Source organism: Oceanisphaera pacifica, assembly GCF_017498065.1.
In the GTDB taxonomy this organism is placed as follows: domain Bacteria; phylum Pseudomonadota; class Gammaproteobacteria; order Enterobacterales; family Aeromonadaceae; genus Oceanimonas; species Oceanimonas pacifica.
The window spans coordinates 1-16,844 of sequence record NZ_JAGDFX010000001.1 but is presented as its reverse complement, the minus strand read 5'-3'; the positions used below and the strand labels follow the sequence as shown (position 1 = coordinate 16,844).

The window sequence follows — 16,844 nt, the reverse complement described above, 5'->3', positions numbered from 1 at the left end:
TTAAAGCGACCAAGGCGTGCTTTGGCAGCTTATAAGAGAAGACGCATTTTTTTATGTGTTCGCTCTTGTCTCGTCCTCGCAATCTGCGTACAATACGCGACCATTGTAGAACAGTTTAAGTGCACACCCGTAAGAGGGTATATGTGCCAATAATTCGGAGTTAAAATCATGTACGCGGTAATCCAAAGCGGCGGAAAACAGCACCGTGTAGCCGAAGGGCAGGTGCTTCGTCTAGAAAAGCTAGACGTTGAAACTGGTGCTTCTGTCGAATTCGACAAAGTACTTATGGTTGCTCAAGGTGAAGACGTTAAAGTTGGCGTTCCTTACGTTGACGGTAGCAAAGTAGTTGCTGAAGTAGTAACTCACGGTCGTGGCAAAAAAGTTAAGATCGTTAAGTTCCGTCGTCGTAAGCATTCACGTAAACAGCAAGGTCATCGTCAGTGGTTCACCGAAGTGAAAATCACTGCTATTAGCGCTTAAGGGGAGTAAAGTTCCATGGCATCGAAAAAAGCAGGCGGCTCTACTCGTAACGGTCGCGATTCAGAAAGTAAACGTCTTGGTGTTAAGCGCTACGGCGGTGAAAATGTCCTGGCGGGCAACATCATCGTTCGTCAACGTGGAACTCGCTTCCACGCCGGCGACAACGTAGGCTTAGGTAAAGACCACACTCTATTCGCCAAAGCTACAGGCAAGGTGAAGTTTGAGGTTAAAGGTCCTAATAACCGCAAGTTCGTAAGCATTGACGCTGAGTAAGCATCAAGCTGATTAAAAAAGCCCCGCCCTATGGCGGGGCTTTTTGTTTGATAAAAAGCACATTCGGCAGAGCGCCAGATACATAGGCTTAGAGTGCGAATGGGAGAGTAATACCATGAAATTTGTTGATGAAGCACAAATTCGAGTTGAAGCGGGTGATGGCGGCAATGGTTGTGTGAGTTTTCGTCGTGAAAAATACATTCCTAACGGCGGGCCGAATGGCGGCGACGGTGGGGATGGCGGCGATCTATATATGATTGCTGATGAAAACCTCAACACCCTTATTGATTACCATTTTGAACGTTTTCATCGCGCCGAGCGAGGCGAAAATGGCCGCAGTACCAACTGTACTGGTAAGCGCGGGCAAGACCTAGTACTAAAAGTACCTGTAGGTACCCGTGCTAAAGATCAAGAAACCGGCGAAATTTTAGGTGATTTAACTCGTCATGGCCAAAAGCTACTGGTTGCTAAAGGCGGTTTTCATGGCTTAGGTAACGCGCGTTTTAAAAGCTCAGTTAACCGTGCCCCCCGTCAAAAAACCAATGGCACGCCAGGTGAAGTACGCGAAGTGTTACTTGAGCTAATGTTATTAGCAGATGTGGGTATGTTGGGTTTACCGAACGCGGGTAAATCGACCTTTATTCGTGCCGTGTCTGCCGCTAAGCCTAAGGTGGCCGATTATCCTTTTACCACCTTGGTGCCTAACTTAGGTGTGGTGCGTTGCAGTGGCCACCAAAGTTTTGTGGTGGCTGATATTCCGGGGCTAATTGAAGGTGCAGCCGACGGTGCTGGGCTTGGTATGCGCTTTTTGAAGCACTTAGAGCGTTGTCGTGTGTTATTGCACATGGTGGATATTTTGCCTGCCGATGAGACAGATCCTGCTGATAACGCTGATATTATTATTAATGAGCTGGTGCAATACAGTGATGCGGTGGCCAATAAGCCACGTTGGTTAATTTTCAACAAGCTTGATTTGGTACTAGAGGAAGAAGCTGAGGCCATTATTGCCCGTGTGATCGAGCATTTAGATTGGCAAGGACCTGTGTTTCGCATTAATGCCATTAGTAAAGAGGGGACCCAAGCGCTAACCGAAGCATTAATGGACTTTTTAGAAGCCAACCCGCGCACAGAACAAGAGCTAGAAGCCGCGCGTGAACCGGTTAACTTTAAGTGGGATGAGTACCACGAATCTACACTTAATGAGCAGTCGGCTGTAGAGGATGACGAAGACGATGATGACTGGGACGATGAAGAAGATGACGGTCACGTTGTTTATACGCGAGAATAACCTATGTTAGTTTCTATGATAGTGGCCATGACTCGTAATGGTGTGATCGGCAAAGATAACGACATGCCGTGGCATTTGCCGATGGATTTGGCCTACTTTAAGCAAACAACCCTAGGCAAACCGATAGTCATGGGGCGTAATACCTTTGAGTCTATCGGTAAACCTTTGCCTGGGCGACGTAATGTGATTGTGAGCCGCAGCTTAACTCAGGCGCCCGCGGGCACTGAGTTAGTAAACTCACCTGAAGCAGCCTTGGCATTATTGCAGAATGAAACTGAGGTAATGGTGATGGGCGGTGGGGCGCTATACCAAGCCATGTTGCCTTTAACCCAGCGCCTTTACTTAACTAGAATAGAGGCGGACATAGAGGGGGATACGTATTTTCCTTTTCATGTTGAAGACTGGCAGTTTCAGTCTGAAGAAATACAACTAGCGGATGAGCGCAATCAATACGATTGCCGATTTCAAGTTTATGAAAAGAAAGCTTAAAGCTAGAAGCCGGAAGAAAAGCCAAGTGGTGTTTTCTTCCGGCTTTATTTTTACTGTTTACTGATCACTCATGTTTGTACTTAATTGATCGCTTCTAGCTTAAGGCTTCCAGCTTTATTTTAAGCATATACTGGGCAAGGGGTGGTGATGCGCTCGCCGGTTTCCCAACATAATAAGGTCATACTTCCGCCCCAAACACATCCAGTATCCAGTGCATAGACATTACTCACCTCGCATTGACCTTCTAATGCCGCCCAATGACCAAAGATCAGCGGCGGATCTTGGTGATCGTTGCGCAAGCTAAACCAAGGTACTAAATGAGCAGGGGCATCGTTTAATGTGGCTTTGTGGGCAAAGTCTAATTGACCATTTTTGTGGCACAAGCGCATGCGGGTAAAAGCATTAATGGTGAAGCGTAGCTGTTCAACCTCTGAAAGCGAGGCTTGCCAATCATTTGGCTCATTGCCATACATTTGTGCTAAGCGTTCTTGATAATGCTCTGAGCGCAATTCACTCTCTGCACTGCGTGCTGCCGCTCTTGCTTGCTCAATATTCCACTGCGGCGGAATACCGGCATGGGTCATGACAAACTCAGTATTATCAGGGCTGTCTGTTATTGATGCTGGCGAAAGCTTGGCTGATGTATGCTCAACTAATAGCGGTTGTTGGCGTAACCAATAAAGCAGATCACGACCATCCGCGGCTTGTAAGATAGGGCTGATCTTATCGGCGGGATTAGGCTTGCCAATACCATTGGCCACGGCTAATAGATGTAAGTCGTGATTGCCCAGTACCGTTGTGGCTGCATTACCTAAGGCCATCACGCGGCGCAAACAACCTAGAGAATCTGGGCCTCGGGCAACGAGATCACCGGTTAGCCATAAATGATCCCGTGAAGGATTAAAGCCTACCTTGGCTAATAGCCAGTTAAGCTCATTGAGGCAACCTTGTAGATCGCCAATCACATAATTAGCCATTAGTGAATGAGATTAGGTAAGGCGAGACGAAAGGGGGCAATAGGGGCGTCAAACTCTTGGCCGTCTTTTTGGCGCATGGTGTAACTGCCCTCCATTACCCCCACTTCTGTTGCTAGGCTTACGCCACTGGTATAAGTAAACTCAGTACCCGGTACTATTGTTGGCTGCTCGCCCACCACACCGCTGCCTGCCACCTCTACTTTTTTACCGTTAGCATCGGTAATTATCCAGCTTCTGCTAACTAAGGTCACCGGCTTTTCGCCTTTATTGGCAATGGTAATGGTGTAGGCAAACACATAATTTTGCTCATCGGGCGTAGAACGCTCGGCTAAATAATGTGGCACAGTGGTAATGTGAATAGCATCGGGGGTCATTATTACTCCTTGCGATTGGCCAAGGCATTGGCCAAAACAACATACTGCACTAATGTGAGTTGCTCTGGGCGTGCCGACGGGTCAAGTCCAAGCTCGGTTAGCTGCTCTGCGCTAAATAAATGGCTTAGGCTATTACGAATGGTTTTGCGTCTTTTACCAAAGGCATCGGCGGTAATACGCGATAAACAGCGAATATCATCCACTGGGTGCGGTGGTGTTGCGTAGGGCAGCAATTTAACCACGGCCGAGTCTACTTTGGGCGCAGGCTTAAAGGCCTCTGGGCCGACTTCTAGCACCGGCACTACTTGGCAATAATATTGTGCCATCACACTGAGGCGACCATAGGTTTTGCTACCTGGGCCCGCAGCCAACCGATTCACCACTTCTTTTTGCAGCATAAAATGCATGTCTTCTACATCTGCTGCAAACTCAAACAAATGAAACATGAGCTGTGTTGAAATGTTGTAAGGCAAGTTGCCAAATATTTTCAACTTTTTACCCGGCTCTTTAAGCTGGGTAAAATCAAACTTCATGGCGTCGGCTTGATGAATAGCCAGTTTGTCTTTTAAGAAAGGATGCGTGGCTAGGCGTGCCGCTAAATCTCGGTCTAACTCCACTACATTTAATGTTGCGATACGATCGCAGACTGGGCCTGTGAGCGCCCCAAGCCCTGGGCCAATTTCCACCATAGTAAAGTCATTACTAGGGTGTATGGCATCCACAATTTGGTCAATCACATAATCATCGTGTAAAAAATTTTGACCAAAGCGTTTACGGGCTTTGTGCCCTTGGTGAACCTTACTATTCATCGCGTTTTCTTATCATATCAATGGCTTGATTAAGTGCGCACAGCATGCTGCCCGCATCGATTTTGTCTGTTCCGGCTATTTCTAATGCGGTACCGTGATCCACAGAGGTACGAATAAAAGGTAAGCCGAGCGTAATATTCACCGCTTGGCTAAAGCCTATATATTTAAGTACCGGTAAACCTTGATCATGATACATGGCCAAGTACGCATCAGCATTTTCCATATACTTAGGCTGAAAGGCGGTATCTGCCGATACCGGCCCGATTAGCTCCATACCTTCGGCTCTAAGCGTGTCGAGGGTTGGAATAATAATATCCAGCTCTTCACGCCCAAGGTGACCATCTTCCCCGGCGTGAGGGTTAAGCCCACACACATAAATGCGCGGATTAGGTAGGGCAAATTTGCTCTGTAATTCGGCATGAAGAATGCGAATAATTTTGGTCAGTCTATCTTCAGTTATCGCCTTGGCCACATATGCCAATGGAATATGGGTGGTCACTTGTGCCACCCGTAAACCGGGGGCAGCCAGCAGCATCACCACATCGGGTACATTGGCTTGTTGAGCAAAAAACTCAGTGTGACCACTAAAAGAGACACCGGCTTTGTTAATAATGCCTTTATGTACAGGGCCGGTGACTACGGCGGCAAATTCACCGCTCATATTACCGTCTGAGGCGCGCTTTAGGGTCTCAAGCACATATAAGCCATTAGCCTCATCCAGCACGCCAGGCGTGGCGGGCTTAGCTAATGTGACCGGTGCTATGGTGAGCGTGCCGGCACGTTGTGGCTTGGGTGCTTTATCAGCTTGATAAGGGATAAGAGTTAACGGCTTACCTAACGCCTTGGCTCGATCCTGAATCAACTCAGGATCAGCAATGACGACCAGCTCTACTGGCCAATCTTGTGAGGCTAATGCCAGCATCAGCTCAGGGCCAATGCCGGCGGGTTCGCCAGGTGTTATTGCTATACGTTTACAAATCACAGGTCACCGTTTGATAATTGGGTGTCGACAATACGGATATAGGCTTCATCCTTGAGCTCGTCGAGCCAAGTTTGCACTTCTTCACTAAAGCGACGATTAAAAATGAGTTTGTAAGCACGCTGTTCGCCTGCTTGTTCGGTGGCATCTGTTACGCGCTTATCTTCAAGCTTCACTAAATGCCAACCATGTTCAGATCGGAAAGGCTCACTCAGCTCGCCCACTTTAAGGTGGTTGACGGTGTCACGAAAGCTGCTCACATACATGTCTGGTACCGCCCAGCCAAGGTCACCGCCGTTAATGGCAGAGCCAGGGTCTTCAGAATATTGCTCTGCTAATTGAGCAAAATTTGCCGTTCCCGCCTTAAGAGATTGAGCAAAATCGCTCAGCATCGACTGAGCTTTGTCTTCGCTCATTATAATAGAGGGCTTAAGCAAAATATGACGCGCACGTACTTCTACTGCTTGTACGGTTTGGCTTGTATCACCTTGCACATCAAAAATAGTGAGAATGTGCAAACCGGCACCGGAGCGAATAGGACCAATAATATCACCCTTCTGATTATTCTTCACCGCTTCGCTGAATAAGGAAGGCATTTCATTAATGCCCATCATACCCCAGTCGCCGCCTTCTAATGCTTTAGGACCAGCACTATTGGCAATGGCGAGCTGGCGAAAGTCTTGGCCTTGCTTAAGCTGTTTAATGAGTTTTTCAGCTTGGCTGCTTGCTTTGCGAAGCTGCTGGGTACTGGGATCGGTTGGCAGTGGCAGCAAAATATTACCTACTTGATAGCCTTGCTGTGCTTGGCCTTGCTCTTTTAGCATTTGTACCACTTGTTTTACTTCTTGATCAGAAATATTAATACGGCGGCGAACCTGATTACGGGCTAATTCACTGAGTAAAATCTCGTTACGTATTTGCTCTCTAAATTGACTATAAGTGATGCCTTGATCTTTGATGCTTGCTCGCAACTGCTCAGGTGTTTTACCTTGGCTGCGCGCCATATTAGTAATGGCTTGCTCTAATTGAGTATCGGTAATTTGTAGCCCTAAACGTTCGGCCATTTGTAACTGCAAACTTTCGAGGATCAGGCGATCGAGCGCTTGTTTACGTAATGCTTGCTCATCGGGCAAGGCTTGTTTTGCTGCGTTAGCACTATTTTTGACTTGGCTAACTAAGCCATTTAGTTGGCTTTCCAATACCACATCTTTATCTACTACAGCCACAACTTTATCAAGTAATTCAACCGCTTGACTAGTGGTTGATAGCAAGCTTAGGCTGGCGGCAATCAGTAGCTTTTTACATTTTTTATTCATGAAAAATCCTGTGCGATAAAAATTAATTATTTAAATTAAAGGGGCGATAATAAGGTAGCAAGTTGGTACCGGGTGTGAAACTACCGTCACCGGTGGCTAAGGAGCTTAACCCTTTGAGTTCAAACCGCAGGCCAATTAACGTTTCTTGCTCGACTTCACCTGGATTGGTTTGTTTTTGTTCTTTTTGCGATTGCTCCCACACTAGGCTGACTGCCCAGCAGCAAGAGTCATAGCGCAGACCTATCAGAGTATCGATATTACGATTGAGTTCAATATCTCGATAATGTCCACCAATTAAGCGCCACTGAGGATCTAGCGGCCAAGAGAAAGTGCCCCCTAACTGGTTGAGATCATCATCTAAACGGGCATCAGGGAAATAAGTCTGATTTAAGTGACGAAAGCCCAATTGTGCCAAGTTACCTTGATTATTATATTCTAAAGTCACATTCGCGGCGGCCAAACGCTTATTGCGGGTATCTTGCTGTGCTTCGGTATGTATAAACCAATCGCCGTCAACATTCAGATCACCCTCAAAGGTTAAAAACGAACGCTTTGTATCACTGGGTTCATCATTTGGAAATAACCGCACCCGTGGTGAAACAAAGTTATAAGTTTGCGCAATAGCTAAACGCAACCGCTCGACGCTTTCAGCATCATAAATACGGCTGGTGAAACCGGCAGTAATTTGGTTGGCGTCACTAATGCGGTCTAACCCTGCATAACGCCGATCACTAAACAGGCTGTAATAATCTTGGCGCATGTCTGTGGTGTCGTATAGGCCAATATTATCTTGGTCTTCAAAAGGCACATACAGATATTGTAACTGTGGCTCTATGGTTTGCGTGAAATCTTGCTCAAACCATTGAGTTTCACGGTCAAATACTAAGGTGCCGTTGACGCGTAATCGGGGTAAAAGACGATCGACGCTGCTATCCAGTTCATTGGCACTAAAGCCCAAATTGTTTTGATAATAACTAGAAAGTGTATCGGGAACGTCCTGCTCATAATGGGTGTAGTAAGCCCCCATATCGGCTGTTAGCTGAGCACCCGGCTGATTAACAATGGAATATACGAGCTTAGGTTCAATATGCACGCGCGTGGCTTCATACACTTGGTCGCCATCATTTTTAAACTGAGTGATTTCGCTGTCTAGCCCTAAATCAAAATCGCCAAAACCCTGATAGCTGGTTAGCGCTAAGCTCGGTGCCAGCTGAAAAGGCATGGTGGGGAGATCGGGTTTTAAAATTTGGTAATCGCGAATTTCTGTGGTTAATTGCCACTGTTTATCATAGTAACCACCGCGAAATGATTGGATAAGTTGATCATCAACAATTTGACCTACCGGTGGAGAAAAGTCATCGAAATACTCCTTATCCCAGTCGGCTACCTTGGTATAGTTGGCACTGGCACGCCAATGGCCTGCATCATCGAAGCGGGCGTTATGGCGCCAGCTAAATAACCAGCGTGGGTCATCTTGCCATTGAGTTTTATCCAATTCGTCATCGCTTGATAAGTACTCACCGTACAAAGTACCACTTTGTCCTTTAATAGGAAGGTATCGAAACTCTAATTGCGCCATGGTACCGCGTTTTTTCATATAGCGCGGCGTAAAAGTGGCGTCGTAATTCGGCGCAATATTCCAGTAATACGGCAGGCTAATATCGGTACCATTATCGCCACCAAACTCAAAGCTTGGGTATAACAAGCCACTTTGGCGCTCGTCTTTAACTGGAAACTTAATGTAGGGGAAATAAAATACCGGCACATCACCTAGCCACAATACCGCATTCCAGGCTTCACCAAACACTTCATCTTGTTCAACTTTTACGGAACTTGCTTTTAGCTGCCAAGCTTCTCCATTAGGTGGACAAGTAGTATAGCTGGCGCCAGTTAAGTCAACTTGGCTGGTGTTGTCACTTAAGCGAACTTGTTTAGCGTGCCCGCGACCAGGCTCGCCATGAAATTGATAATTTGCTGCATCAAGTTGCGTGTCTTTACTAGTGAGATTACCGGTCAGCCGCTCTTGGCTGTCTACAGTAATGGCGCCATCAGTATAATGAATATTGCCTTCGGCAAGTACATCGCGACTCAGTTGCTCTAACTCAAGGTAGTCAGCACTCAGTTTGCGCTGATTTTGTTCAACATGAACATCACCGCTATATAAAATTTTGCCATCACGGGTAGCGTCTAACGTCTTTGCGGTGACGGTAATAGGCGCATTGCTGCCATTGCCAGAATGAGTGCCTGAATTGGGGCTTGATGTTGACTCTACTTTTAGCGGTACATGGCTAAAACAGCGACTAAAATTGAAGGCGGCTTCTTGGGTAGCTGCTGTTGTTTCTTGAGTTTGAGCCAGAGACAAGCCTGACATTAACAACAGCGGTAAGCCGATAATCCGTATTCTCATGGGGTTGACGCTCGCATCTTTGTGGCGACACCGCCTTCTATGGCTAGTTGAGCTTTGGGTGTCATTACTTTATGGTATCTTGCTATGATAAAGCATTCTTGCGGTCAGCACTATGACCCTGCTTTAATGGTATTTTCATTTAGGACTGCGTTCATGCGTTTCACTGCAATCTATTGGTTTTTACCTTCGATATGTTCTGGTATTGCCCGTATTCCTACTGCTTCAATAAATATGGCTGAAGGATAATTCATGTTGTCTCACATTAAAGGAAAGTTAATCGGCTTTGCATTTGGCTTTTTAATCGGCAATTTACCTGGGGCACTGTTGGGATTGTGGTTAGGTCATATCGTTGATAAAAAGTTAGCCAATGCGTGGGTGTTTAATAAAAGTGCACAATCAGAATTTTTATATACCACCTTCGCCACTATGGGGCACATGGCTAAATCAAGCGGACAAGTGTCCAGTGAAGAAATTCGCTTAGCCGAACAATTAATGAATCAATTACGCTTACAAGGTGAGCGGCGGGTACAAGCACAAAATGCGTTTCGTGAAGGCAAAAGTGTTGATTTTCCTTTACAAGAAACCTTGCGCAATTTTAGGGCGCAAGTAAAAGACAGTCGTAATCTGTTGCGCTTTTTTATGGAAGTGCAATTACAACTAGCTTTTGCCGATGGTGAGCTACACCCTGCTGAACATCGTTTATTGTTAATGATTGCAAGAGAGCTAGGCTTTTCTGAATCTGAACTGGCGCGATTGTTAGCTTTTGCTGAAGCGCAGCTGAACGGAGCTCACCAAGGCTTTCATAACGGGACTGATGGTAGGCAATCGCAGCCATCGGCAGATAGATTACGAGATGCCTATCATATTTTAGAAGTGGCTGAAGATGCGTCTGATACCGATGTAAAACGCGCTTATCGTCGACAAATGTCTAAACATCATCCTGATAAGCTCGCCTCCCAAGGCTTGCCTAAAGAGATGATGGAAATGGCTAAAGAAAAAGCTCAAGACATACAACAAGCTTGGGAAACCATCAAAGGCGTACGCCAGATAAAATAACTGACAGCTTTAAGCGATTAGCTGTTAGCCGTCAGTTAAAGATAACAGGTGTTTTCTGATAGCTGACGGCTTACCGCTGACAGCTATATTTAAACCAGCCTATTTTGTTCTTTTCCCGCCACAAAGGCCTCTATATTATCAATTAATTGGTGGGCTAGGCGCTGCATAGAAGCCAGGCTTGCCCAAGCCACATGGGGCGTTAAGATAAAGTTAGGGTACGCCAAGGCCTGCATTAATGGGTTATCTGCCGCAGGCGGCTCATCGGTGACTACATCAAAACCGGCACCGCCTATTAGCTGCTGCTTTAATGCCAGTAACAATGCTGCCTCATCAACCAAACCACCACGGCCCACATTGATCAGCAGTGCCTCGTCTTTCATCATTTTAAATTCAGACGTGCCAATTAAATGGCGTGTTTGGGCATTAAGCGGGCAGTGCAGGCTAATGACATCGGCCTGTTTTAATAGCTCGTCAAAGCTGACCCGGCCTTCACTAGGAACTTGCCCCTTGCGCGCAGCGACTATGACTTTCATCCCTAAGGCTTGCGCTAATTTCTCTAGATCTTTAGCAATAGTGCCATAGCCAATTAAGCCCAAGGTTTGATTGGCTAAATCGCGTATCGGATAGTCAAAATAACAAAACTGTCCACTTTGTTGCCAGCGGCCCTGAGTAATAGAGTGGCGATAGGCATGTAAATTACGATTTAATGCCATTATTAATGATAAGGCATGCTCAGGGACCGAGCCTTTGCTGTAGTCGCGCACATTACACACTGCGATCCCTGCTTGCTGGCAAGCTTTCAGATCCACGTTATCACTGCCGGTGGCCGCTAAAGCAATTAACTTGAGCTTAGGTAATTGGGCTAGCATATCTGCCGTTAAAGACACTTTATTGACCAGCACAATATCAGCATCGAGCAAACGTGACACCACCTGATCGGGGTGGGTGTCCTCATAACCTTGCCACTGATGTACAAAATTGGGGCGAGGTAGCTCTGCCTCGGGCGGTAGTGTTGCTTGATCAAGAAAAACGAGTTTCATTTTATTACTCCTTTAAATATTGTGGTGCGCTGGGGGGCAAGGGTAACCAACCCAGCCGCACTAGCCAGCCTGCTATTTGCTTATTCAATACCGATAAATCATTAAAATGCTGCACGGCGTAGCCGGTTTTTTCGCGTTGCTGCAACTGTTGTTGGCGGCGCTGCTGATTATGCCAAGCTAAAGGGTTATCTGGGCGACTGTATATATCCAGAATGGGGTAGGGGCTGCGTGCCAAACTAATGGCCAGCATTTGTTGTTCGCTAGACTCACGGGGTAGGGCATCAAATAAAATTAAGGCTTGAGGGCGAGCAATAGCTTCACTATCCACTAATTGCTGATACCAAAGGCTGGCGCTGCCTTGTGTGAGCACAACTAACGGGCTAGGCACCTTTTTTTTCGATTGACTTAATTCGGTAACGGTATTGTTAGAGTGGGTGTCACTCAACAAAAAGGGTTTGGGTAATACTTGATTAAGCTGCTCTGCGCGTTGCGTTAACCATTGATTTTGTGATGTGGGAACCTGCTCGCTGCTTGGGTCAAACTGCAGTTGTTGTTGGCTGGGCTTTAGCAAGAATACTTGCCAACCTCGTTGTTGCCATGCTTGAGCAAGAGACAACCAATGGTGCGTTTGCTTAAACTCGGGCCAAATAAGTAAGGTACCTACTGGCTTATTGGGAGCAGGGTAATGCAATAGGCGAGCAGGAGCCTGATATTGCTTTATGCTCGACCAATTAAGTTGCGCCTGACAAGCAGCAGAGATAAGCAAAGCGGTCAGCAACACACCTACTGCCATCATCCGTGATGTATTAAGTGGCTTGCTGCAGGTCCACATTCTCTCTGCTCCTATAACGCTAGCTCATATCAAAAGGCGCGGGGGCGGTAAATGTTAGCCACTCATGAGTATCGGGGTGGTAAAACGCCAGCTCGCTCGCATGCAATAATAAATGAGGTGCCATGGTCAGCGCCTCACCTTCAGCATACAGATTATCACCTAAAATCACATGACCCAGACTTTTCATGTGCACCCGTAGCTGATGAGAACGCCCAGTAATGGGCGTTAGCTCAACTAAGCTGCGATCTGCCAAGCGACGCAGGCAACGCCAATGGGTTAATGCCGCCTTACCGTACTCATAATTCACCATTTGCCGCGGACGATTAGGCCAATCACAACACAAAGGTACATCAACACTGCCGGCATCTTCAGCTGGGCGACCATACACCCAAGCATAGTAGCGCTTAGCGGTTTCACGTTCACGAAACTGTCGGCTAAGCTCACTATGCGCCTTAGCATGTAGCGCTATTACAATCACGCCCGAGGTGGCCATATCTAGTCTGTGTACTATTTTTGCCGTGGGATAAACCCGAGCCACCCGTAATGCTAAGCTGTCGTGATGTACTCGTTCACGTCCTGGCACACTCAGTAAGCCGCTGGGCTTATTCAAGACAATAATACTGTCATCTTGATATAAGATCTCAAACGCAGGATCCATGGGCGGATTATAAGCTAATAACGCCATCTACTTCATTGTCCTTATTGGTGACTAACCACAATATAGCGGATTGCATCCAGCTTTAAACGGGTGTTGTTTAATAAGCCATTCAACTCATCTTGTAGCTCTTGTACGTGAGTAATTTCACTCTCTCGCACATTCGGGTTTACCTTAGCTAACTGTTGCAGGCGGGCTAATTCTTGACCAATGGACTGGTGCATTTGGCTGCGAGCTTGCTCAACTAAAACGTGCATTTGCTGTTCGGCCAGCGGTGTCGCTTGTTGCAATAGCTGATGAATAATAGCCTGTGAAGCACTGACTAACTTGCTAGCCAAATGGCGATTGACCGGGCTGAGTTGGCGATCGAATGACTCAAAGGTCACTTTTTCTGCCAAATCATTACCGTTTTTATCCAGTAATAAGCGAATAGGAGCAGGAGGCAAGAAGCGATATAGCTGGGCATGTTGCGCCGACTCTGCCACAAAAATAAGCTCTAAAAACTGCGTGCCCACCGGCAAAGCTTTGTTTTTAAGAATGGCAACCGAAGTGGTACCAATTTCAGAGCCCAGCACTAAATCAATACCGCCTCGGATCATTGGATGATCCCAGGTGAGCAGTTGTAGATCGTCGCGGCTAAGTGCCGTTTCTCGATCAAAGGTAATGCTGGCGCCATCTTCGGGAAGCCCAGGGAAGCTTGGGATCAACATGTGCTCGGTGGGGCGCAGCACAATGGCATTTTCGCCACGATCATCTTGATTTACCCCCACTTCATCAAACATCTTGATAGAAAAAATCGCAAGCGTAGGGTCTTCATCGACTTCAGCCAGCTCACCGGCTAAATCACGTTTGTGGATCACACCGCTAGAGTTTAACTCCAGTAATCGATCTCGCCCTTGCTCCATTTGGCTATTAAGCTCAGTCGCTAAAGTGCGAGTGTCAGCAATTAATTGCGCTAAGGCGTCTTTATCTTGTCCATGATCGGCCAACAAAGCTAATAAGGATTCAGACACTTGCTGGTAAACAGGGTGACCTACAGCGTTTGGTTTGCTAAACGCATCCATGCCTTGATAATACCACTGGGTTAAGGCCGCTTGTGCTGTGTCTTCAAGGTAGGGCACATGAATATCAATATCGTGTTGCTGACCAATACGGTCTAAACGACCGATGCGCTGTTCAAGTAAGTCAGGGTTTAGCGGTAAATCAAATAGCACAAGTTGATGAGCAAACTGAAAGTTACGACCCTCAGAGCCAATTTCAGAACAAATCATCACCTGTGCCCCACCTTCTTGCTGGGCAAAATAGGCGGCAGCTTTATCGCGTTCTAGCAAAGACATTTCTTCGTGGAATACAGTACCGCGAATACCTTCTTTAGTGCGTAACGCCTCTTCTAAGGCTAACGCCACGCCAGCTTTAGCGGTGATCACTAAAATTTTATCATTGCGTCTATTCTTAGTGTATTCCAATAACCACTCAAAACGGCTATCAAACTGTGTCCAAGAGCTATCGTCACCTTCAAACTGGCGATAAATTTCTTCAGGCGCCAAAGCTTGACGTGCTTGCTCTGTGACATCTTCGCGACTGCCCATCATAGCGGCCACTTTAATGGCGGTTTTATATTGGCTAGATAACGCCAGTGGGTGCAAATGCAACACGCGAGCTGGAAAGCCTTTAATGGCTTGGCGAGTATTGCGGAACAATAAACGGCCAGTGCCGTGTCTATCTAATAATTGGGCAAGTAATTGCTGGCGCGCACCGGGATCAGACAGTGCACTGTCATCCATGTCGTCCATAAAAGGAGCAAGACGCGCCATGGCCGCTTCATTAATGGGCGCGTCTGATAATAATGCTTCGGCGGCTTCGGCGAGCGGTTGATATTCTGCTTCTTCCGCTAAAAAAGCCTCGTAGTCATAGAAGCGCTCAGGATCAAGCAGACGTAAACGAGCAAAATGGCTCTGGTGGCCTTGCTGATCAGGAGTGGCAGTTAATAGTAGTACGCCAGCGGTATCTTCGGCCAAAGCTTCTACTACTTGATAAGCACGGCTGGGCTTTTCGGCATCCCAAATTAAGTGATGTGCTTCATCCACCACTAATAAATCCCAGTCGCTTTCATGCAACTGTTCAAAGCGTTTACGCTTTTTGGTAATAAAGTCGAGGCTACATAATACTAGCTGCTCGGTATCAAACGGATTGGCGGCATCAGCAAAGGCTTCTACACAGCGCTCTTCGTCAAAAATAGCAAAGTGCAGGTTAAAGCGGCGCATCATTTCTATCAGCCATTGATGAATTAAGGCATCTGGTACCAAAATCACAATACGGCTAGCGCGACCCGACAACCACTGCTGTTGGATGATCATGCCCGCTTCAATGGTTTTACCTAGGCCCACTTCATCGGCGAGTAATACTCGAGGTGCATAACGGCTGCCCACTTCATTGGCAATATGTAACTGATGTGGGATCAAGCTGACCTTACCACTGGCCATGCCACGTAACGGAGAGCGACGACGCTGAAACTGATGCATTAATGCTTGATAGCGTAAATTGTAACGACCAATTTTATCAATCTGGCCGGCAAATAGTCGTTCTTGTGGCTTATTCAGCTTAATAAAGTGGTTAAGAAAGGTTTCTCTTAAACTGGTCTGTTCACCATTATCTAAGCGAGTACCATGATAGGTTAATAACCCCTCTTCTTCGCTTACCGAGCTAACTTCTAGCTCCCAGTCTTCATGGCTGCTGATCACATCACCTGGGTTAAACATAACGCGAGTAATAGGCGCGTCACCTATGGCATACATACGGTTCTCACCGCAGGCCGGAAATAGCATGGTCACCATGCGCACATCGATAGCCACGATGGCGCCTAGTCCCAAATCGGTTTCTGTGTCACTGATCCAACGCTGGCCGAGGGAAAAAGGCATTCAAATCTCCAAGCTGAAGAGGGTATAAAAAAAGGGGCGCTATCTTAGCGCAATCAACCCAAGTGCGCACCCGTCAAAATTAAAAGAACAGCACCAAGCGCCCGGCGCCCAGCATCAAGCTTAAAAATACTATATGTATGTGTATCAGTTTTGCTTCTATATATGCAGCATGTGCGTTCAACACAAAACCGCCTTATACCAAAACCTCATCTTTCCTTATTTGATCGCCTGGTGTGTTTTGTAGCTTCGCGCTTCAGCTGTGAACTCTGCGGAGCAGAAGAACTAGACCTTAACTCATTTCTCGCTGGTGCTCGGTGCCAGCTAAAGCGGCACACTACAACTGAGCGCTTGTTTTGCTTTTAAGCCGTCATTGCGAGGAGTGCAACGACGCGGCAATCCAGAGCCCTTTGGGCAGCGATCAGCTTTAAGCCGTCAGCTATCAGAAAACAAACTGACACAGGCTGGCATGGCAGCAGAAGGGCGGTTGTTTCTTTTAACTTGGTGCTTAGCGCCGGGCGCTCGGTGCTGACTTTCGTACATAAATTGTGTCATTTGGCTGTATTATGACCACTCAGTCACTAAATGCGTATTTTTGTCACTTTAGGGGTTGCGCTTAAACGCGGCTTCCCTATAATGCGCATCCACTGACACGGGGCAAGTCGCTCACGGTCACAAGGGTTTAAGAGAACAAAAAACAAGTTCAAATAAACACTTGACGAACACTACGGAATGCGTAGAATACGCCTTCCTGACTCGAGAGAGTCAAACGCTCTTTAACAATTTATCAAGCAAACTGTGTGGGCACTCGCAGAGCGTTGAGAACAAAAAAATATTGTTTTTCAATGTCTTGTGAAGTGCAACTAGAAATAGCAGTACATCAGTAATTCATTGAGCTAGAACTTTTAATTGAAGAGTTTGATCATGGCTCAGATTGAACGCTGGCGGCAGGCC

Annotated in this window: 15 protein-coding genes; 5 read left to right on the top strand and 10 right to left on the bottom strand. The window is 46.7% G+C overall.

The window, feature by feature from the left end:
• Positions 1 to 168: 168 nt before the first annotated feature.
• The 4 genes from rplU (at position 169) to folA (ending at position 2,530) form a co-directional block, all read left to right on the top strand.
• Complete coding sequence (rplU, locus tag J3U76_RS00075; RefSeq protein WP_208003608.1) at positions 169 to 480, top strand: 50S ribosomal protein L21; 312 nt, start codon at positions 169 to 171, stop codon at positions 478 to 480.
• Positions 481 to 495: 15 nt separating this feature from the next.
• Positions 496 to 753, top strand: a complete 258-nt coding sequence (gene rpmA / locus J3U76_RS00070; protein ID WP_208003607.1) for a 50S ribosomal protein L27 — start codon at positions 496 to 498, stop codon at positions 751 to 753.
• A gap of 115 nt (positions 754 to 868) precedes the next feature.
• The gene (cgtA, locus tag J3U76_RS00065; protein ID WP_208003606.1) at positions 869 to 2,041 is read left to right on the top strand and encodes an Obg family GTPase CgtA; all 1,173 of its coding nucleotides are present in this window, start codon (positions 869 to 871) and stop codon (positions 2,039 to 2,041) included.
• Between the two features lie 3 nt (positions 2,042 to 2,044).
• Positions 2,045 to 2,530 (top strand): type 3 dihydrofolate reductase, encoded by a 486-nt coding sequence (gene folA, locus J3U76_RS00060; protein ID WP_208003605.1) that lies wholly within the window; start codon positions 2,045 to 2,047, stop codon positions 2,528 to 2,530.
• 119 nt (positions 2,531 to 2,649) lie between these two features.
• Here folA and J3U76_RS00055 read toward each other — a convergent pair whose 3' ends face one another.
• The 6 genes from J3U76_RS00055 to lptD are packed head-to-tail and all read right to left on the bottom strand — an operon-like array spanning position 2,650 to position 9,392.
• The gene (locus J3U76_RS00055; protein WP_208003604.1) at positions 2,650 to 3,507 is read right to left on the bottom strand and encodes a symmetrical bis(5'-nucleosyl)-tetraphosphatase; all 858 of its coding nucleotides are present in this window, start codon (positions 3,505 to 3,507) and stop codon (positions 2,650 to 2,652) included.
• Positions 3,507 to 3,881, bottom strand: a complete 375-nt coding sequence (gene apaG, locus J3U76_RS00050; protein WP_243453956.1) for a Co2+/Mg2+ efflux protein ApaG — start codon at positions 3,879 to 3,881, stop codon at positions 3,507 to 3,509. The genes J3U76_RS00055 and apaG overlap by 1 nt, the downstream gene beginning before the upstream one ends.
• 2 nt (positions 3,882 to 3,883) lie before the next feature.
• Positions 3,884 to 4,690 carry a 16S rRNA (adenine(1518)-N(6)/adenine(1519)-N(6))-dimethyltransferase RsmA gene (rsmA, locus tag J3U76_RS00045; RefSeq protein ID WP_208003603.1) on the bottom strand — a complete coding sequence of 269 codons (807 nt, stop codon included), beginning with the start codon at positions 4,688 to 4,690 and terminating at the stop codon, positions 3,884 to 3,886.
• Complete coding sequence (pdxA, locus tag J3U76_RS00040) at positions 4,683 to 5,672, bottom strand: 4-hydroxythreonine-4-phosphate dehydrogenase PdxA (protein WP_208003602.1); 990 nt, start codon at positions 5,670 to 5,672, stop codon at positions 4,683 to 4,685. The genes rsmA and pdxA overlap by 8 nt, the downstream gene beginning before the upstream one ends.
• Positions 5,669 to 6,985, bottom strand: a complete 1,317-nt coding sequence (gene surA, locus J3U76_RS00035; RefSeq protein ID WP_208003601.1) for a peptidylprolyl isomerase SurA — start codon at positions 6,983 to 6,985, stop codon at positions 5,669 to 5,671. The genes pdxA and surA overlap by 4 nt, the downstream gene beginning before the upstream one ends.
• A 22-nt stretch (positions 6,986 to 7,007) precedes the next feature.
• Entirely contained in the window at positions 7,008 to 9,392 is a 2,385-nt protein-coding gene (gene lptD / locus J3U76_RS00030; protein WP_208003600.1) for an LPS assembly protein LptD, read from the bottom strand.
• Between the two features lie 249 nt (positions 9,393 to 9,641).
• On the opposite strand from lptD, the gene djlA reads away from it, so the two are divergent.
• The gene (gene djlA, locus J3U76_RS00025; protein ID WP_208003599.1) at positions 9,642 to 10,448 is read left to right on the top strand and encodes a co-chaperone DjlA; all 807 of its coding nucleotides are present in this window, start codon (positions 9,642 to 9,644) and stop codon (positions 10,446 to 10,448) included.
• Between the two features lie 89 nt (positions 10,449 to 10,537).
• Here the strand turns inward: djlA and J3U76_RS00020 are convergent, their stop codons facing one another.
• The 4 genes from J3U76_RS00020 to rapA are packed head-to-tail and all read right to left on the bottom strand — an operon-like array spanning position 10,538 to position 15,893.
• The gene (locus tag J3U76_RS00020) at positions 10,538 to 11,488 is read right to left on the bottom strand and encodes a D-2-hydroxyacid dehydrogenase (protein ID WP_208003598.1); all 951 of its coding nucleotides are present in this window, start codon (positions 11,486 to 11,488) and stop codon (positions 10,538 to 10,540) included.
• 4 nt (positions 11,489 to 11,492) lie between these two features.
• Positions 11,493 to 12,320, bottom strand: a complete 828-nt coding sequence (locus J3U76_RS00015) for a DUF3530 family protein (RefSeq protein ID WP_208003597.1) — start codon at positions 12,318 to 12,320, stop codon at positions 11,493 to 11,495.
• A 19-nt stretch (positions 12,321 to 12,339) separates the two neighbouring features.
• A complete protein-coding gene (gene rluA / locus J3U76_RS00010; RefSeq protein WP_208003596.1) occupies positions 12,340 to 13,005 on the bottom strand; it encodes a bifunctional tRNA pseudouridine(32) synthase/23S rRNA pseudouridine(746) synthase RluA in 666 nt (221 codons plus the stop codon).
• 14 nt (positions 13,006 to 13,019) lie between these two features.
• A complete protein-coding gene (rapA, locus tag J3U76_RS00005; protein WP_208003595.1) occupies positions 13,020 to 15,893 on the bottom strand; it encodes an RNA polymerase-associated protein RapA in 2,874 nt (957 codons plus the stop codon).
• Positions 15,894 to 16,844 lie beyond the last annotated feature (951 nt).